The 20,101-nt window shown below is 49.5% G+C and carries 16 protein-coding genes; all 16 read left to right on the plus strand.

Annotated features, from left to right (window positions below; all coding sequences use genetic code 11):
* Window positions 1–59 precede the first annotated feature (59 nt).
* The 16 genes from BM202_RS07450 to BM202_RS07520 all read left to right on the plus strand — a co-directional run bounded on the left by BM202_RS07450 (window position 60) and on the right by BM202_RS07520 (window position 19,985).
* A complete protein-coding gene (locus BM202_RS07450) occupies window positions 60–2,249 on the plus strand; it encodes a glutamine synthetase III family protein (RefSeq protein ID WP_093824526.1) in 2,190 nt (729 codons plus the stop codon).
* A 526-nt stretch (window positions 2,250–2,775) separates the two neighbouring features.
* Complete coding sequence (locus tag BM202_RS07455) at window positions 2,776–5,058, plus strand: GEVED domain-containing protein (protein ID WP_093824528.1); 2,283 nt, start codon at window positions 2,776–2,778, stop codon at window positions 5,056–5,058.
* A gap of 128 nt (window positions 5,059–5,186) precedes the next feature.
* A complete protein-coding gene (locus tag BM202_RS07460) occupies window positions 5,187–6,365 on the plus strand; it encodes a M20/M25/M40 family metallo-hydrolase (RefSeq protein WP_093824530.1) in 1,179 nt (392 codons plus the stop codon).
* 76 nt (window positions 6,366–6,441) lie between these two features.
* Window positions 6,442–7,002, plus strand: coding sequence for a hypothetical protein (locus BM202_RS07465; RefSeq protein WP_093824532.1), 561 nt, complete (start codon window positions 6,442–6,444; stop codon window positions 7,000–7,002).
* A 94-nt stretch (window positions 7,003–7,096) separates the two neighbouring features.
* Entirely contained in the window at window positions 7,097–7,558 is a 462-nt protein-coding gene (locus tag BM202_RS07470) for a pyrophosphohydrolase domain-containing protein (RefSeq protein ID WP_093824534.1), read from the plus strand.
* Window positions 7,559–7,622: 64 nt separating this feature from the next.
* On the plus strand, window positions 7,623–8,870 hold the full coding sequence (gene pepT / locus BM202_RS07475; RefSeq protein ID WP_093824536.1) for a peptidase T: 1,248 nt from the start codon (window positions 7,623–7,625) through the stop codon (window positions 8,868–8,870).
* Between the two features lie 75 nt (window positions 8,871–8,945).
* A complete protein-coding gene (locus BM202_RS07480) occupies window positions 8,946–9,920 on the plus strand; it encodes an MBL fold metallo-hydrolase (RefSeq protein ID WP_093824538.1) in 975 nt (324 codons plus the stop codon).
* Between the two features lie 188 nt (window positions 9,921–10,108).
* On the plus strand, window positions 10,109–10,747 hold the full coding sequence (locus BM202_RS07485) for a ribonuclease H1 domain-containing protein (protein ID WP_093824540.1): 639 nt from the start codon (window positions 10,109–10,111) through the stop codon (window positions 10,745–10,747).
* 4 nt (window positions 10,748–10,751) lie between these two features.
* The gene (locus BM202_RS07490) at window positions 10,752–11,471 is read left to right on the plus strand and encodes a tRNA1(Val) (adenine(37)-N6)-methyltransferase (RefSeq protein WP_093824542.1); all 720 of its coding nucleotides are present in this window, start codon (window positions 10,752–10,754) and stop codon (window positions 11,469–11,471) included.
* A 53-nt stretch (window positions 11,472–11,524) separates the two neighbouring features.
* Window positions 11,525–12,532, plus strand: coding sequence for a glycosyltransferase family 2 protein (locus BM202_RS07495; RefSeq protein WP_093824544.1), 1,008 nt, complete (start codon window positions 11,525–11,527; stop codon window positions 12,530–12,532).
* 237 nt (window positions 12,533–12,769) lie between these two features.
* Window positions 12,770–13,372: an inorganic pyrophosphatase gene (locus BM202_RS07500; RefSeq protein WP_093824546.1), complete on the plus strand. Its 603-nt coding sequence runs from the start codon at window positions 12,770–12,772 to the stop codon at window positions 13,370–13,372.
* Between the two features lie 195 nt (window positions 13,373–13,567).
* A complete protein-coding gene (gene sppA, locus BM202_RS07505; RefSeq protein WP_093824548.1) occupies window positions 13,568–15,337 on the plus strand; it encodes a signal peptide peptidase SppA in 1,770 nt (589 codons plus the stop codon).
* A gap of 89 nt (window positions 15,338–15,426) precedes the next feature.
* Window positions 15,427–16,251: a hypothetical protein gene (locus BM202_RS07510; protein WP_245776557.1), complete on the plus strand. Its 825-nt coding sequence runs from the start codon at window positions 15,427–15,429 to the stop codon at window positions 16,249–16,251.
* A gap of 9 nt (window positions 16,252–16,260) precedes the next feature.
* Complete coding sequence (locus BM202_RS38140) at window positions 16,261–16,626, plus strand: helix-turn-helix transcriptional regulator (RefSeq protein ID WP_245776558.1); 366 nt, start codon at window positions 16,261–16,263, stop codon at window positions 16,624–16,626.
* A 99-nt stretch (window positions 16,627–16,725) separates the two neighbouring features.
* On the plus strand, window positions 16,726–17,976 hold the full coding sequence (locus tag BM202_RS07515) for an acyltransferase (protein ID WP_245776559.1): 1,251 nt from the start codon (window positions 16,726–16,728) through the stop codon (window positions 17,974–17,976).
* Window positions 17,977–18,020: 44 nt separating this feature from the next.
* Window positions 18,021–19,985 carry a pyrroloquinoline quinone-dependent dehydrogenase gene (locus BM202_RS07520; protein ID WP_093824550.1) on the plus strand — a complete coding sequence of 655 codons (1,965 nt, stop codon included), beginning with the start codon at window positions 18,021–18,023 and terminating at the stop codon, window positions 19,983–19,985.
* Window positions 19,986–20,101: the final 116 nt, after the last annotated feature.

Raw genomic sequence — 20,101 nt, forward strand, 5'->3', positions numbered from 1 at the left:
TCCTCCTTTTTTTGCCTATGTTTGGCTAAATTTTAAACCTAAAACTCAGCCAAGCCATAATGTCTAATTTTCGCTTTAAGGCCCTTGAAATTGCACAAAGTCGTCATGCAGTGCCCGTAACCGCTCCTACGGAACGAGTCGGTGATTTTTTCGGCAGTAATACGTTCAACAGTGAAGTAATGCGCGGATTACTCTCACCCGAAGCGTATTTGAAAGTCACGGAAGCTATCAGTACGAATGGCCAAATTGATAGGGCTATCGCTGATGAAGTAGCCAGTGCCATGAAATCGTGGTCGACATCGAAAGGCGCTACGCACTACACACACTGGTTTCAGCCGCTGACCGGCGAAACCGCCGAGAAACATGACGCTTTTTTCGATATTACGATTGAGGGTAAAGCCATCGAGAAATTTAAAGGAAGTGCCCTGGTCCAGCAGGAACCGGATGCGTCGTCGTTTCCAAATGGTGGCTTGCGAAATACATTCGAAGCGCGTGGCTATACTGGCTGGGACCCATCATCGCCCGCGTTTTTGATGGATAATGGCGCGGGCGGAAAAACGCTTTGTATTCCGTCGGTCTTTATTTCTTATACGGGTGAAGCACTGGATTATAAAACTCCCTTGCTCAAAACGCTCAATGCACTCGACAAAGCCGCTACGGCCGTTTGCCAGTATTTTGACCGGAACATCACAAAAGTAACGCCAACACTAGGTGTCGAGCAGGAATATTTTGTTGTCGACCGCGCGCTGTTCTACGCCCGCCCCGATCTGGTACTGGCAGGACGTACTGTTTTTGGCCATGCACCCGCTCGTGGGCAGCAGCTAGAAGATCACTATTTTGGATCGATCCCCCCGCGCATTAACGCCTTCATGGTCGATTTTGAGTTCGAGTCCATGAAGCTCGGCATGCCCGTCAGGACGCGCCATAATGAAGTGGCACCGGGTCAGTTTGAAGTAGCGCCCACGTTTGAGGAGGTCAATCTGGCTGTCGATCACAATGCGCTGCTGATGGACTTGATGGAGAAAATCTCGGAGAAGCATAATTTAAAAGTGCTGTTCCACGAAAAACCCTTCGCGGGTGTCAACGGAAGTGGCAAACATAATAACTGGTCAATGGGCACTAACACCGGTGTTAACCTATTGGCTCCCAGTACAAAACCGAAGGAGAGTTTACGCTTTCTGACGTTCCTGGTGAACGTAGTGAAAGCCGTTCATGATAATGCCGATCTACTACGTGCCAGCATTGCATCGGCGGGTAATGAACATCGGCTCGGCGCTAACGAAGCCCCTCCGGCTATTGTCTCGATTTTTCTGGGCGAATCACTGACGCAGGCATTGAATGATCTGGAAACTAAGTCGGAGGTGACCGTCAACAAAGGCGACAACGTCTACTATAAACTGGGGTTGAACCGTATTCCAAGCCTGATGCGTGACAATACCGATCGTAACCGAACCTCGCCTTTTGCTTTTACGGGCAACAAATTTGAGTTTCGGGCGGTGGGTAGTTCAGCTAATTCGGCGTCGACAATGACTGTCCTGAATGCCATTGTGGCTGATCAGTTGAATAATTTCAAAACGGATCTGGATTTGCGGCTGGCCAGGGGCGAAAAGAAAGAATTGGCCATTGTCGATATCCTGAAAGAATACTTCACGAACTCGAAACGGATTCTATTTGAAGGGAACGGTTATTCGGACGAGTGGGTTGAGGAAGCCGCCAAACGTGGGCTGTCGAACATCAAATCATCGCCCGAAGCGCTGGGCATTTTGGTGAAACCTGAGTCATTGTCACTGTTTGAACGCATCGGCGTTATGAACCACGCTGAAGTGGAATCGCGCTACGAAATCGAACTTGAAAAGTACATTAAAAACGTGCAGATCGAGTCGCGTGTTATGGGCGATCTGGCCATGAATCACGTAGTATCGACAGCCCTAAAATACCAGAATAATCTGGCCGTAACTGCCCGTAATCTGGTAGAATTAGGCATGGCTGCCGAAGCCGAACCGATCAAAGATATTTTGCGTGAAATCTCGACCCGCGTGCTGGTTATCAAGAAAGGTGTGGAAGCCATGATTGAATCCCGCAAAAAAGCTAATAATGTTACCGAAACAGCTGAACGGGCTAAGCTCTACGCAACAGAAGTGAAAGATCATTTCGAGCTGATTCGTTATGAAGTGGACAAGCTCGAAGAGATTGTGGACGATGAAGATTGGCCACTAGTGAAATACCGGGAGTTATTGTTTGTGAAGTAAGCTAAACCACCAGGCGGTTCAGCTTACTTCACAAATCCAGTTAGCAGTCTGGCATTTAGTAACAGATTGCCCGACTTAGACATACAAAAACTTGCATTAAGATAACTTAACCATATTGACGTATTCATAGACAGTCTAATAACGATCAATACTAAATAGATAAACAACCGAAATTGACTAAACGGTAGCTTAAAGGAGAGGCCAGCGACGCTGTCTTTTTTGTAAGCTACCGTTTAGTCAATTTCGGTTGTTTGATTATAGATAATAGTGACATCTAAGCAAAAGTGAAGTCTGGTTCAATACGTCAACGTATTGGATAAATTTTATTCAGTCAAAAATCCATGCTTCTGCATAAACTATAGAAAGGCAGGTTTCAGATAGGCTATAAGACAAATTTATTAGGTCAAAGAAAGCTAAAGCAATTAATCTGCCGCCCTACAAGCGGCTCCTGATCTACCAGCTTCACTTAGTTGATGAATAATACAGTGTAGTTACTTTCTGTCCGCACTCAACGTGAATAACATATATGAAAAATCACACTTTTCTCCCTTCTTTCTCCCTGACTTCTCTACGGTATGTGCCATTAATTGTCGCGCTGGGTTTACTAACATTATGTGCTAGTGAGGTACAAGGACAATCGTTTGACTTCGGCGATGCCCCCGACAGTTACAAAACGCTGATCAGCAGCGACGGCCCGCGCCATAAGCCATATACCAGCGTATACCTGGGAGGATCATATGGAAGTACTTATGACGCGGAATCTGATGGGCAACCCAGCAGCATGGCTGACGGAGACGATACACATGACCAGAACGGCAATCAAGTCTATAATCGGAGCGATGAAGACGGTTTGGTCAATGGATTTGGCGCTGTCTGCGTCTCAAAAACTTCTTATAAGTTGCAGATAACCGTATACAATAATTCGGGCGCTGACGCCACAGTAAGCGCCTGGATTGATCTGAATAAGAATGGGACTTTTGACGATAATGAGCGGACGCAGGCGGTTGTTCCGACGACCCCTAGTCTGACACACTACAACGGAACGCTTGTCACGCTGGTCTGGAATGGCTTGAGTGGAATAACTGAAGGATGGTCCTATGCTCGTTTGCGAGTGGCAAATAATCCGGCCGAAGTCGATAAGCCGACCGGACTGGCCAATAGTGGTGAAGTAGAAGATTACCGGGTACACTTAAAAGATGAATATGACTTCGGTGACGCGCCAGATAGTTACGGTACTTTATTAAAAAGCAATGGGGCACGCCATATGATCAATAATAACGTAATATTATTAGGCCCATTGGATTGTAGTGCAGAAGATGACGGGCAGACATCTACCCTCGCAGATGCCGATGCGGGTGAGACGTCCGTAGGGTTCCCCTATAAGCTGACAACCGCAAAAACATCATTCAGCGCCCTGGTGAACGTACTTAATACGTCTGGTGGAAATGCCTTGCTAAGCGGATGGATTGATTTTAACCGAAATGGGGTTTTCGATGCCAATGAGCGAGCACAAGCCGCTATTGGAGTTGATACCAGAAATTTAGTGCTGAACTGGACGGGGCTGAGTGGCTTGACCGAAGGGCGTACCTATGCCCGCTTCCGGGTGGCTACCAATGCCGATGAAGTAGCTAATCCGACGGGTACTGCCAATAACGGGTCGGTAGAAGATTATACCCTGATGATCGAAGCGCCACAGTATGATTATGGCGATGCACCGAATAGCTATGGTACGTCATTGAGTAGCAATGGACCAAGGCATATTTACAACGACGTAGTTACGAATCTGGCTCTATCTGATGGAGTTATATCAAACAATATTGATACTGAATCAGATGGCCAACCTTCGAACCAGGCTAATGGCGATGATGCGTTGGCAACGAATTCCTGGTTACCGGTTCCTTTTGATGATGAAACGGGCTTGGTGGAATCGCCCCCATTGACAACCACCAGTACGTCCTACAGTGTTACGCTTTCCGTGAAAAACCAAACGGGTGTCGACGCCACCCTAAGCGGCTGGATTGATTTCAATCAGAATGGTACGTTCGAAGCCAACGAGCGGGCGCAGGCTACTGTTCCTTCTAGTCAAGATGGTGGCCTTACTCAGGTCAAGCTCTATTGGAACGCGCTGACTAATTTGACTGGAGGACAGACGTTTATGCGCTTTCGTATTGCCTCGAATGCGGCAGAAGTGGCCGATCCAACCGGTGTTGCCAGCGACGGTGAAGTGGAAGATTACAGTTTGATCATCGTATCGGTAAAACGTAGTCCTATGCCGGTGAACCTGGTTTCATTCCAGGGGCAATGGGTTGAGAATAAGGGCAATCAGTTGAGTTGGGTGACATCCTGGGAACAGAATAACGACCACTTCGATATCCAGCGGAGCAGCGATGCTAAAAGCTTCGAATCCATCGGTCGGATGGCGGGCAAAGGCACTACGTCAGCCACCCAATCCTATGCGTATATCGATGATCAGAGTAGTCCGAATGAAGTGGTATACTACCGGCTGAAACAAGTGGATCTGGACGGGACAGTAACCTACTCCCGAATCATCTCGATCCGTCAGGGATTGGAGGCTGGTCTGTCGTTAGTCATTTATCCAAACCCGGCTAGCGAACAGGTAAACTTACGATTGCCGACTAGCCATAAGGTGGCTGGTGTCCGGGTATTCAGCGTCAGTGGTGCTCAGATGATGAGTCAGGAAGGCGAAGTGGAGACGTTGGATATCAAGCCTTTACCGACGGGTATTTACGTAATCGAAGTGAGAACGCTGTCCGGAAACGTATTGCGCCAGCGTTTTGTGAAGCAATAAGTCCTACGGGTTTTTATACAAAAAGGCTGCGACATTGGATGTTGCAGCCTTTTTTATGGGAATTTATGGGTATATCAACCAACTTGCGTTAACCAATGGCTCACTAACTGAAGAGTCCGGTTCTCGTTATGATTGAAACTATTCTCCGTGACCTCACCGGAACGCCGGAGCATCCTTTGCCACATCGGGGAACGGCCACGGCTAATGAAGCCGAAGCTGCTCGGTTACTCAAAAATCACCTTACTGATATAGGTGCAACCGTTCGAACAGAACCTTTTGATACGCCCAAAACCTATGCAACGATTGTGTACTGGCTCATCGGCGGCCTGCTGACGGGCCTGGCTCTGGTTCCCGTGACGGGTGTCGCCGTTGGCCTTGTCTGGTATTTTGTGGCTATGGCCTGGCTTTATTTTAACTGGCGTTACTCATTCATTATCAAATTTCCTGTTCAGCATACAGCTCAGAACGTAATCGGTCGCTGGCCAGCTCGTGGGGACGTAGCGAACAGGCGAAAACTAATATTGATGGCCCATTATGATACCGCTCCGGTGTCGCTGCTCTACAGTCCAAAACGACAGGGTAATTTTCAACTGTCATTGATGTTATCGCTGGGATTGATGGTGCTGGCGGCAAGCGCGGCAACCTTTGAAGTGGTTCATGTGGGAATGCCGTATATGACCTATCTCCGGTATGGATTAATGGCTTATTTCGTGGTGCAAGCTATTATTAGCACAGCGGGCTATTGGTTCAAAGGCTATTCGAATGGGGCCAGCGACAACGCAACGGGTGTAGCGGCAGCTATTGCCACCGCCGACCGGCTTCGGCAGGCAAACGTACCCGATCTGGATATTGAGGTGGTGCTGACCAGTGCCGAAGAAGTTGGTATGATTGGGGCATATTACTACGTTGAAGCCCATAAAAAGCAATGGAAATCAGCCCAGACACTGGCCATTAACTTCGATACACTTGGCGCCGGAAAATTGACGGTGGTGGAGCAAACGGGTACATATGAAGCGCTTCAGTACACCAATGTGCCAACCAAAATCGCGCGTTCATTGCTTAAAACCGACGCGTTTCGAGATCGGGCGCAGGTGGGTCAATGGCACACCGCCGACTTCGATAGCGTGTGGTTCGTGCGTAATCGGATTCCGGTATTGGCGCTGTGTGCCCTGGATGCTGACGGCCGGATGCCACGTATTCACCAACCCGACGATACGCTCGACCACGTTGATCGAACGCCTATTTATACAGCCATTGATCTAGCCGAAGCCGTGGTGAATGAATGGACTAAACGTAGTGAAGAATGATGAGTGAAGAGTCAAGAATATAATTCAACGGTTTATTCTTGACTCTTCACTCACCATTCTTCACTACTTTTGTTTCATGGCAAACTACAAAAACGAAGGGTTCGACCCCGAAGAAATCAGCGCACTTAAAGACGAGTGCCAACAGGAAGGCAAATCGTTCGTGTATGTCGAAGACGACGATTTAGACACGCTGGATGAAGGCGAATGCGTTCATATTCAGTTTCCTGGACAGTATCAGGGCCAGGAGGTTATTTTTGATACGCTGGTCTACACGCTCCGTCTGCACCACAGCAGTCTGGTGTATGAAATGGCGGTGGAGCAAGTACGCAAAACCTATCCGGAATACGTACCGCCCGAAGAGCGTAAGCCCAATTTCAAAATCTCGCCCGAATTGGAAGAAGAAGCTGAAACCGCTCTGACTGAACTTATTGATGAAATCGAGGAAACGGAAACGGTAAAAGTGCAGGAACATGTGGACGTAGACATGGAATCCGACTATGGCATCGCTCTGGACGTTTGTCTGAATGTTGATGAAGTTACCGACGAGGTTATCGAAGATTTCATTAAAAACTTCAAAGCCAATACGTTATCGCTGGATACGACTTTGTATTCATTCACCAGCGAAGAGGAAAATTAATTAGTGAAAGAGTGAATGAGTGGGCTGGCCTACCAGCGAAGCCATCCAGCCTATTGTTCACTCATTCGCTCTTTCATTCTTTCACTCATTAATTATGCAGCAACCTGATTCGCTTAACCAGGTGGCGGAGTTTCACCGCACCTTTCATGCCCCTATTTTAGAGACTCCCCAAATTCCGGCTGAAGCGCGTGCCCAATTACGCGTGTCGCTGCTGGCCGAAGAACTCGATGAACTGCGTGAAGCCATTGCCGACAACGATATTGTGGCCGTTGCCGATGCGCTTTGCGATTTGCAGTACGTATTGTCCGGCGCCGTACTTGAATTCGGGCTGGGCGATAAATTCAAAGCGTTATTCGATGAGGTACAGCGCTCGAACATGAGCAAAGCCTGCCTGACCATTACTGAAGCTGAAGACACCGTAGCACAGTATCAGGCGAAAGGTGTTCCCTGCCATTTTATTGAATCCGACGGTAAGTTTCTCGTTTACCGCGATGCCGATCATAAGACGCTCAAAAGTGTGAATTACTCACCAGCGGATTTAGCGGGGATTATGTAGGCGTACTCGAAGTGTAAATAGGATAAGGGAATCACCAAAAGAATAGGCTGACTAGTAAAACGTTATGCAAAACTACCAATTCACCGCCGTTGATCGCTTCCTGCGCTACGTACAGATTGATACGCAGTCGGACCCGCAATCGCCGACCAATCCAAGTACGGAAAAGCAAAAAGATCTGAGTCGCGTATTGCTACAGGAATTGCTCGACATGGGCATTGCGGATGCCGAACTTGACCAATGGGGTTACGTTTACGCAACGATTCCGGCCAATACGAATAAAGAAAATGTGCCCACGATTTGCTTTTGCTCACACGTCGATACGTCGCCCGACGTGACCGGGGCGGGTGTGAAGCCAATCATCCACCAGAACTGGGGCGGGTCGGATATTAGTCTGCCGGATGATGCAGCACAAATTATTCGTGTCGCCGACCATCCTGATCTTAATCACCAGATTGGGAATGATATCATTACGGCCAGCGGTACTACATTGCTGGGCGCTGATAACAAAGCGGGCCTGGCTGAAATCATGGATGCAGCTCATTATCTGCTGACGCATCCAGAAGTAAAGCATGGTCGGATCCGGTTGCTTTTCACGCCGGACGAAGAAGTGGGTCGTGGTACCGAGAAAGTCGATATTCAGAAGCTCGGCGCTGATTTTGGTTATACCATCGACGGCGAAGCACTGGGCACACTCGAAGACGAAACTTTCTCGGCTGATGCGGTTAAGATCACCATTCAGGGCGTGAGCACGCACCCCGGTTTTGCGAAAGGAAAGCTCGAAAACGCGCTAAAAATTGCCGCTGATGTATTGGCTGCATTGCCCAAAAATGCGCTTTCTCCCGAAACGACCGACGAGAAGGAAGGCTTTGTGCATCCAACGCGTATGGAGGGGAATCAGGATAAGGCGGTGCTGGAATTTATCATTCGCGATTTTACCGAAGTGGGTTTACAGGAGAAAGAAACGTACCTGCAAAACCTGCTCAACGATGTACTGAAAAGCTATCCCGGTTCTTCAGCACAGCTGGTGGTGAAAGAACAATACCGGAACATGAAGGACGTACTGGATCAGCACCCGGCTGTCGTCGACAATGCACTCGAAGCGATTCGCCGGGCGGGTCTATCGGCCGCACGACGTAGCATTCGCGGGGGGACAGATGGGTCGCGGTTGTCGTTTATGGGCTTACCCTGTCCCAATATTTTCGCGGGCGAACATGCCTTTCATTCGCGGCTGGAGTGGGTTTCGGTGCAGGACATGCAGAAGGCGGTCGAGGTCATTGTAAACGTAGCGAGCGTGTGGGAAGAGCGAAGTTAAACGCGTAAACCGTTCGTGCACAATACCGAACAATCTACCTTGCCTGAGGTTGAGCTGTAAACAAACTCGACTTATATGGAAAGTATTGAAAGCGAAGTCGCACTACCTGCCGGTACCAGTTTCAAATCTCCCTATGACGTAAGAGACGACGTTGCTGGACTAAAAACCCTGTTTGTCAATGTATTTTTTATCGGTGAACCCGGTGAAGGCAATCCCTGGGTACTCGTAGATGCCGGCCTGGCAGGCTATGCGAGCGACATCAAAAAGAAAGCCAGGGAGCTATTCGGAGAAGGTACCAAACCCGAAGCCATTGTTCTGACACACGGACACGCCGACCACACGGGTTCGCTGAAAACGTTACTGGAGGAGTGGGATGTGCCGGTTTATGCCCATCGGCTTGAATTGCCCTATTTGCAGGGAAAATCCAGCTACCCACCACCCGATCCGGCCATTGGCGGGGGCGGCATGTCCTACATGTCCTGGGTGTTCCCGATCGGTCCAAGCGATTTTGGCGATCATGTCAAGGCCATTGCCGATAATGGGCAAATCCCGGAACTTCCCGGCTGGCGTGCCATCCATACACCGGGTCATGCGCCGGGACATGTATCGTTGTTCCGCGACAAAGATCGGACACTTATCGCGGGTGATGCCTTCGTGACAACCAATCAGAATGCGATTACGGCCGTAGCCACTCAGCGTGAAGAATTTCATGGGCCACCGGCTTACTTCACCTACGACTGGCAAGCGGCCAAGCAGTCGGTTCTAAAACTCAACAACCTCAATCCCTTAGCTGCCGGAACGGGACATGGCGTATCGGTACGCGGGCTCGATCTCGAATTGGGCCTGAACAAACTTGCGCATGATTTCGAGGCCCGTTCTATTCCATCTTCCGACGGGCGTTACGTTAAACAACCAGCGATTACTGACGAAAACGGAATTGTGGATATGCCGCCACCAATTTCCTTTACCGTAGCCCGCACAACCGCCTGGAGCATTTTGGCTGGTCTGACGCTGTATTTGGTTTGGAAAGGACTAAAGAGCAGGGAATAACAAACTGATTGAATTATTGTCCACAGAGCGGTCCGCCGTTGCGGCACAAAGAACACAGAGTTAAATGCTGGTTTTAAGATGTTTTTTCTCTGTGTTCTTTGTGCCTCTGTGGTTAATAATTTTAAGTTCTTAGACGTAATAACTTATTGCGATTTCTACCTTTGTCTCTTCATCGAATCTGGTAGTGAATGGCGCAGAAAAAGCCCAAATTTTATGTGGTCTGGCAAGGCCGAAAACCCGGCGTTTATGACAGTTGGGACGAAGCGAAAGTCCAGACGGATGGGTTTCCCAAGCCATTGTTCAAGTCATTTGATTCTAAAGCAGCCGCGCTCAAAGCGTTTAAAGACAAACCTCACGTTCACATTGGTCAGGCAACAAAACCCGCTGGCAAACAGGGGAAAATAGACGGTCTGGTTGGTTTACCGATTCAGGACAGCCTGGTTGTCGATGCGGCCTGGAACACGGCAACCGGCGACATGGAATACCAGGGCATCTATCTGGCAACGCGCCAAAAGTTGTTTTTGAAGGGTCCTTATGCCGATGGAACCAACAACATCGGCGAATTTCTGGCCATCGTTCATGCGTTGGCGTTACTTCACCAGAAAGGCAGCAACATTCCCATCTATTCCGACTCCCGGACGGCCATTGGCTGGGTCAAGAAGAAGAAAGCCAATACCAAACTCGAAGAAACGGACCGTAATGCCGAACTCTTCGACTTGCTCGACCGGGCCGAAACTTGGCTCCAGTCACACAAATATGCCAATCCAGTGCTGAAGTGGGAAACCACCGTCTGGGGCGAAAATCCAGCTGATTTTGGTCGGAAATAATCCCATGTTTCGATTTAAACAATTCACTATTCACCAGGATCGTACCGCCATGAAGGTTTGCACCGACGCTTGTGTGCTTGGTGCGTATGCCAACGTAGTGGATTCGCCCGTACGCATTCTCGACATTGGTACCGGTACGGGATTGCTGGCGCTCATGGCGGCTCAACGCAATCCGGAGGCACTGATTGATGCGGTTGAAATAGATGACGCTGCTTATTCTCAGGCTAGGGAGAACGTAGGAGCTAGTCCATTTGCCGGGCGAGTACGGGTCATACACAGTCGGATACAGAATTTTCAGGCTACGCTATCCCGGCAGGAGACAAGAATTTATGATCAGATTCTAACCAATCCACCATTTTACACCAATCACCTCCGCTCGCCCGACGCGGCCGTTAACCGGGCACTGCATACGGATGACTTGCCTTTTTCAGAGTTGGTTGAGTCGGTAATTCGGTTATTAAAACCAGCGGGGGAGTGGTGGGTCCTGTTACCGCCTTATGAAGCGAAAAAACTGGCTGATTCAGCAAACGAGTCGGGCTTACGACCATTCCGCCGGCTTTCCATACGTCATAATTCCCGAAAGCCGATATTCAGAATTATAACGGGCTTTTCGTTTGGTGCTGATACGGTTGTGGACGAAACGCTGAACATTCATGAAGAGGATGGCCGTACCTACACCGCCAAATTCCAGACGCTGCTCCGCGATTTTTACTTAATTTTCTGAAAACTCTGCGACCTTTGCGATAATCGAAGCGCCATTTGCGTTTAGAAAAGTACATGACCGAATTGCTTCAACTGACCGTTTTAATCCCGCTTTACAACGAAGACGAGTCGCTGCCGGAACTGCATGACTGGATCGTGCGGGTTGTTACGGAACACCAGTATACCTACGAAATTCTGTTCGTTGACGACGGTAGCACCGATGAGTCATGGGCTGTTGTCGAACGATTGGCGAGTATCAATCCAAACGTGCGTGGTATCCGATTCAATCGGAACTACGGCAAAACAATGGCGTTGCAAAGTGGCTTTCAGGCCGCGCGAGGACAGGTGTTGATTACGATGGATGCCGATTTACAGGATAGTCCCGACGAGATTCCGGAGTTGTATCGGATGATCGTTGAGGATAAATACGATCTGGTGTCGGGCTGGAAACAGAAACGCTACGACCCGATTACGAAAACCTTACCGACGAAATTGTTCAATTCGGTTTCGCGCTGGATTTCGGGTGTACAGCTTCACGATTTCAATTGTGGGTTAAAGGCGTACCGGCAGAAAGTCGTCAAAACCATTGCGCCCGCACTCTACGGCGATATGCACCGAAATCTGCCCATTGTGGCTAACTGGAACGGGTTTGGCCGGATTGGAGAAAAAGTGGTGCAACACCGCGCCCGTAAGTATGGAACTACCAAATTTGGCCTGGAACGCTTCGTAAATGGCTTTTTGGACGTACTGGTCATTGCGTTCGTTCATCGGTTTAGCAAGCGACCCATGCACTTTTTTGGTACGTTCGGTACGTTGTCATTCTTTGTCGGAACAGTGCTGGCGGTGTGGCTGATTGTTGAAAAACTGATCCATATTTCGCAGGGCGTCAAGTTTCGGAATGCTACCGATAACCCGCTGTTTTACTTCGGGTTAGTCGCGATTATTCTCGGCGTTCAGTTGTTCCTGGCGGGTTTTCTGGGTGAGATGCTGGTGCGGCAATCGCTGGGGAAATCGGCTGATTTACAGATTGCAGAACGCGTTGGTTTTGCTACTAATCTGGCCGACTCAGGCAAAGTCAACTGAGTAAAACAACCAGTTTTCATTTTCCCTTCGTATTTTTACGAATGTTCCGGGCGTTCCGTCCGCTTTTTGCTGGCCTGCAGGGCTATTGATGCAGAAAGCGGACGGAATGTCTCTTTTTATTACGTAATAAACCTTGATTATTCCACTTTTTTCTTTAAATCGTGCGAGCTCTTTGCTGAATTTTTACAACCAGTTTTACGAACCAACATATCACTTTATTTTTTTAGAATAACTTCAATGAAGAGTAATTTTAAAGCCCATCCCTGGCATGGCATTCCAATTGGCGATTTAGCTCCCAAACAAGTTACCTGTTTTATCGAAATCGTGCCAACCGACACGGTAAAGTACGAAATCGATAAAGCCACGGGCTATCTCAAAATCGACCGTCCCCAGCAGTATTCCAACGTCCTTCCCGCGTTGTATGGCTTTATCCCACAAACTTTCTGCGGTGAGCAGATTGCGCGCCTTGCTTCGGATAAATCGGGCCGGGTTGTTGAACATGGCGATGGTGACCCACTCGATATTTGTGTATTAACCGAGCGTGAGATTACGCACGGCGATCTAATCCTGCAAGCTATCCCCATCGGGGGGTTCCGGCTTATTGATAAAGGTGAGGCCGACGATAAAATCATTGCCGTCCTGAAAGGCGACGCCATGTATGGCCAATATACCGAACTGGGGCAACTGCCCGAAGCGGTGGTGAAGCGGCTGCGTCATTACTTCCTGACCTATAAAAACCTGCCTGAAGAGCCCGCCGTTATGGAACTGGCTAACATCTACGGCCAGGCTGAGGCCTGGGAAGTTATTCAAACCTCCATCAACGATTATAAGCTGATGTAAAAAATGCACGGTGCGTGGTGCCAGGCGCAGGGTAGGCAGGTGATACAGTATGAATAAGTACCATGCGCCTGGCACCATGCCCCACGCTTTTACAACCATTCGTCCGTTATTTTACACACTTAACATTTTTATAGCCTGGGAATTTACTTCCGGGCTATATTTGTAATAGGCCTGTTAAACAAGGGCTTCTTTTTCATGCTACAGTTTCTTAAGTATGTACTGGCCACAGTTGTTGGCTTATTAGTGTTTTCATTCGTTGGCATTTTGATGTTGATTGGGGTGGGGGCTGCTTTGTCGTCGTCGGACGATAAGAAAGCCGATGTGAAGGAAAATTCGGTACTGAAACTAAATCTTGACATACCCATTGAGGAACGTAGTAACGAAAATCCGTTCAACGGTTTTGGGCCTTTTAGCGGACCGAGCGATGCCATTGGTTTAATTGAATTGAAGCAGGCGCTCAAGAACGCTAAGGAAGATAATAACATCAAGGGCATCTACATGCAAAGCGAAAGCCCAAGCGGTGGGTGGGCGTCTCTCGAAGAAGTCCGCAATGCGCTGATCGACTTCAAACAATCGAAGAAATTTGTGTATGCCTACGCCGAGGGCATGACCGAAAAAGGCTATTACCTCGCGTCGGTTGCCGATAAAATTTACCTGAATCCCGCTGGCGATCTGGAATGGAACGGCCTGAATGCCGAACTGTCGTTCTTTAAGGGTACGCTCGAAAAATTGGGAGTGAAACCCGAAATCTTCAAAGTTGGTGATTTCAAAAGTGCCGTCGAGCCGTTTGTTCGTGATAACATGAGCGATCCTAACCGCCTGCAGGTTACGTCTTTTCTGAATTCGATCAATAATCACATGCTGGTGCGGGTGGCGCAAAGCCGGAATCTGCGGGTAGATTCACTCAAATACTATGCGGACAAACTGGTGATCCAAAAGCCCGAAGATGCATTACGTACCAAACTGATAACGAATATTGGCTATCAGGACGAACTGGAGAGCGTCATCCGCAAACAGTTGAACATCGAAGCGAAAAAGAAAATCAACTACGTGTTGCTGAGCAAATACGCCGATCGAGACAAAGATGAGGAAAACGTAGGGGGGGGCGCAGACCGAATTGCCGTGATTATCGCGTCGGGTGATATCGTTTCGGGCAAAAGCAGTGACAGCAACATCGGCTCGGAATCAATCGTAGAAGAACTGCGCAAAGCCCGCTTAGATGATAAAGTGAAAGCAATTGTGCTACGTGTAAACTCGGGCGGTGGTAGTGCGTTGGCATCAGACGTTATGTTCCGCGAGGTGGAACTGGCCAAAAAAGCCAAGCCCGTTATCGGTTCTATGTCTGATTACGCAGCTTCGGGTGGCTACTACATGCTTATGGGATGCAACAAGATCGTGGCCGAACCAAACACCATTACGGGCTCCATTGGGGTATTTGCGTTGCTGTTCAATACCGAAACGTTCTTTAAAGATAAACTTGGCGTTACGTATGATCGCGTCAAAACGAACGAAAACGCTGACTTCCCAACCGGCACCCATGAGATGACTCCCTTTCAGAAGCAGGTAATGCAGAAGTCTACGGAACGTATCTATGCTGAATTTACGAGTAAGGCCGCAGCCGGTCGCAACTTGCCTGTCGACAGCCTCCGGGCCATTGCGGGTGGACGCGTCTGGACGGGAACCCAGGGCAAAGCCATTGGCCTGGTTGACCAACTGGGTGGCCTGGACGATGCCATTAAACTGGCCGCTCAATCGGCTAAGCTCAAAGACGGCGACTACAAATTGAAATATCAGCCGCGTAAAAAACCATTCGTAGAGCAATTGATGAGTTCGTTTGGGGGCGATGAGGAGGCTAAAATGCAGGCGCAACTTGGCGAACTGGCTCCGTATGTAAAATATTTGAAGAAGCTAAAAACGTTGGAAGGCATTCAGATGCGCTTGCCATTCGAGATGGAAATTCGATAAGTAAAGTTTGGTTTACCAGTAGTTGGACCCGTACGATTCCTAAACCGTATGGGTCTTTTTTTTATCTTTCGCTACGTAATCCGGATCTGATGCAAACACTCCCCATTCATTTCGACTTGTTCGCGTTTATCATCCTGCTGGGGGTGGCGCAGGGCCTGTTTCTGGGCGTTTTTTTCCTCACTGGCAAACGTGGTCACAGCGTATCGAATCGTTGCATGGGCTGGCTCATGCTGGCATTGTCGGCGGTTATCGGGGAGATGTTTCTCTGCTACACCAACTACATGTTTCGGGTACTAACCTTTGTTGACTTTTCGGAACCGCTCAATTTTGTGATGGCTCCGCTGTTTTTCTTCTTTGTTTTTGCCCGACTTCGGGGACGATTGCCGCGTTGGTGGGGCTTACATTTTGTGCCAGCTATTCTTTGGGCGATCAATTCAATTTCCTGGCTTTATCAGCCCATTGCGCTCAAATACAACAACTACCTCCACGCCTATCACCCCGAACTTCCGTTTGCGCACGAACCGCCTAGCTATCTACCCGAAGATTTTTTCGGCATTCGGGACTACATTGATGAAATGACCATCGTCAGCTGCCTGGTTTATAATGTGCTGGCTTTAGTACTGGTTTACCGAACGTATCGGCAGTCAGGCCGGCCGTTCTGGCAGCGTTCACCTGTCCGGCTGGCCCAGCTACGTAATCAGAGTCTCCTGTTCCTGGTGCTGCCTCCGCTGATCGTAATTATTAAACCGCAGTTTTATGAAGATCTGGGCGATTATCTGCTCGCCTGTTACCTGACGGTGATCATTTATGTCACGAGCATCCGTGTCATGGCTGATTCCAGCTTTTTCGTCGATGAGCCAGAACCACAACCCGCCTTGCCGGAAGCAGAGGCTGAGCCGAGAAAGAAATACTAGAAATCATCTTTGTCGGAGGAAGTAGAGGAGGCTATCCTGCAAAAACTTACGCGACTGATGGAGGAACAGAAACCCTATCTGCAAAGCGATTTGTCGCTATCGAAATTAGCCGGACAACTGAATACATCCCCGCATCACTTGTCGCAACTACTGAATGATCGGCTTGACCAGAGCTTTTTCGATATGCTGGCCACATATCGGGTTCGGGAGGCTCAGTTGTTGTTAAACGATCCCGCAACGGCTCACCTCAAGATCGACGAAATTGCCGAGCGGGTTGGCTATAATTCGACGTCGGCTTTTCACACCGCCTTCAAGCGGCTGACCAATCAGACACCGGCACAATTTCGGGCAAAGGGCTTGGGGCAGGGAGCATAAAGCTCCTTCCCGGTCGGGATGAACTTCATGATTGTCGGGAAATAGGGCATTGGGGGCATTGAGGGTGCACTTTTGGGCATCAAATCAAACCACAAGCTCATGCAGCCTACAATGCCCCCAATAGTCTCTGACTTTGTCTCCCGGACTACGCGCTCCGTGCCCTATGCTCCAAGTTCTGCGCCCCAGACACTCACCGCACGACGCTACGACCTCGACTGGCTCCGTGTCATTGCCATTCTGACCCTATTGTTTCATCACACCGGAATGATTTATGTGTCGTGGTACTGGCACATTAAAAGCGCCGAACATAGCCGGTCGATGGAGGAAGTGATGCGCTGGTTACATTGCTGGCGTATGCCACTCATGTTTTTTATCTCGGGCGCCGGTACGTTCTTCGCGTTACGTAAACGGTCGTTTGGTTCTTATGCGGGTGAGCGTTTCCGGCGTTTGCTGATACCCCTGTTGTTTGGGATGCTGGTTATCGTTCCACCCCAGATTTATATAGAATGGGTTTTTCGGAACCGGTTTACCGGCAGTTATGCTGAATTCTATCCTGAAGTGTTCAACTTTCAACCGTATCAGGAAGGCGGTACCGGTGGCGCGTTTAGCTGGCATCACCTGTGGTTCATCGCTTATTTGTTTATTTACTCGCTACTGAGCATTCCCCTCTTCCGCTGGTTAAAAAGCGAATCGGGGCAACGGTTCACCGACCGCCTTGGTCGACTCATGGCTAAGCCGGGCGGGGCGCTGTGGCTGGTTGGTTTTCTGCTTTTCAACGACGTAGCGCTAGGCGGCTTTTTCCCGAATGAGACGCATGCGCTGGTGAATGACTGGGCGTATTTCGTGAAAAACCTCCTGCTGTTCTGGATGGGTTATATGCTGGTGAGTCGGCGTGATTTCTGGCAGACAATTGCCGACCAGCGACGCTATTTTCTGGTCGCTACGCTGATTTGCACGGTTATTATGTATGGCGCACGGGTATTTGTTAGCTATGAGACCGTTGAAAATTTTCAGTTACTAACAACCCTCTTCAGCTTCAACCGGCTTGGACTGACCTGGTTTTCGGTGCTGACAACGATTGCTTACGGTTACCGATACCTGAATAGGAATCCATCCTGGAATGGCCGCCCAATATTGCCTTATCTGAATGAAGCGGTTTATCCATTTTATATTTTGCACCAGACAGTTATCGTGCTGATTGGCTACTACGTACTGACGCGAACTCAGCTCGGTATTTACGGTGGGTTTCTGGTTATAAGCCTTTCGTCCTTAGTCGTTTGTGCGGTAATTTACACATTTTTGATCCGGCCATTTAAATTGACTCGGGTGCTGTTCGGCCTGAAAGTATAGGCTTTGGCCACTCCTCTCATACATACATTCACCAGCTTATTTTTATGAAATTCTTACAAAAAACGGGTCTATTCGTCCTACTGGTCCTTCTGCTTCTAAGTCGACCCATGCCTGTTAGCGGACAGTTAACCTCACAACCTTCCAATTCAGTAGAATGGCCCAATTACGGAAATGATGCAGGCGGCATGCGATTTTCGCCCCTGAAACAAATCAACATGGCCAATGTAAAGCAGTTAACCGTCGCCTGGACATTCCGGACCGGCGAATTAGAGCTGTATAAAGGCACTTATGCGGAGGAAAAAGCCGCTTTTGAAGCCACACCCCTCATGGTAGATGGGACACTTTTTTTCAGTACACCGACCTCACGGGTTTTTGCCATAGATGCCGCTACAGGTCAGAAGAAATGGGATTATGACCCCGATGTTTACCTGCGCCAGGATTTGTCTGAACTCACGTCCAGAGGTGTTTCGTTCTGGCCTACTCCTCAGGTAAAAGCGACAGCAAGCAACGTAGCGAAACGGATTTTTGTGGCAACCATCGACGGGCGACTCATCGCGTTGGATGCCGCTACCGGAAAGCCCGTTGCTACGTTCGGAAAGGCCGGTAGTGTGGATTTGCGGCAGGGTATCGGTAATATCAGCGTTACGTCGCCACCGGCAGTTGTTGGCAATACAATTGTGGTTGGTTCATCAATGGGCGATAACCAGCGATTTAATTATGAGCGGGGCGTAGTACGTGCCTACGATGCATTGACGGGGGCCTTGCGTTGGAGCTGGGACCCGATTCCCCGCACCAAAGGTGACGCCGGTTTTGAGACATGGAAAGGCCCAAACGTTGGCCAAACAGGCGCTGCCAATGCCTGGTCGTTGATTTCGGCTGATGCCGAACGCGACCTGGTTTTTATACCCACCACCAGCCCAAGTCCCGACTACTACGGTGGCGAACGATTGGGGAAGAACTTGGGCGCCAACTCGATTGTAGCGATTCGGGCCTCTACGGGTAAAGTTGCCTGGCAATTTCAGACCGTCCACCACGATATCTGGGATTATGACAATGCTTCGCAGCCGGTGTTACTGCCCTTTATGCAAAACGGAAAAACGGTTCCTGCCGTAGCGGTCGGCACCAAAACGGGCTACATATTCATCCTGAATCGGGAAACGGGCGTTCCACTGTTGCCGGTCGAAGAGCGGCCCATGCCGGCCTCCACCGTTCCAGGTGAAGAAGCGTTTCCCACACAACCTGTTCCCACGACGTTACCCGCACTGGGTTTACAAAAGGCGGAGGCCTGGGGGCCGACACCGGCTGACAAAGCTGTTGCCCAGCAACGTATCGACAGCCTTGAGTACAAGGGGATTTTTACACCACCTTCGCTACGGGGAAGTCTCATGACGCCGGGGAATGTCGGGGGTGTTCACTGGGGCGGCATGTGTTACGATCCTGAATCGGGTTTGCTCATCACAAATGTCAATCGGATGGCGGCCGTTATTCGCCTGGTGCCGCGCGAGAAACTAGCCGAAACGGTGAAGAATGATCAGGCGCTTCTTCGGGCTGAAACCGGCATGCAGTCAGGAACACCCTATGTGGTGAAGCGGGATTATATGTTCACAAAAAGCGACAAAGGAATCATGATGCAAACGGCCCCACCCTGGGGTACTCTGGCGGCCGTAAACCTACAGAAAGGCAAGCTGGAATGGGAAGTGCCGCTGGGGTATATGATGGACCCTGAAAAATACCCGCAGGCTAGGCAATGGGGTTCCCTGAATTTTGGGGGTGCGATCGTCACGGCGGGCGGACTGGTATTTGTGGCTGCGAGTTTGGACGGACATTTTCGGGCGTTCAAAACGCAGGATGGTAGCTTGCAATGGGAGGTTCCGCTGCCCGCTAGTGGGCAAGCTACGCCCATGACGTATCAGCTAAATGGGCAGCAATACGTAGTGATTGCGGCTGGCGGCCATGGGAAGTTAGGCACCAAACTGGGTGACTACGTCGTGGCGTATCGCTTGCCTTGATTAGCGGTCGATCCGGTTTATGGCTGGATTTAGGGGCAGCAGGTCAGGGCGTTTAGTGCCAGAATCAGGTTTTAAACGTAGATTTGCGCCCTTTTATCCATCAAAAGTCGTGAACA

Origin of the sequence: Spirosoma endophyticum, assembly GCF_900112365.1 — a bacterium.
In the GTDB taxonomy this organism is placed as follows: Bacteria; Bacteroidota; Bacteroidia; order Cytophagales; family Spirosomataceae; genus Spirosoma; species Spirosoma endophyticum.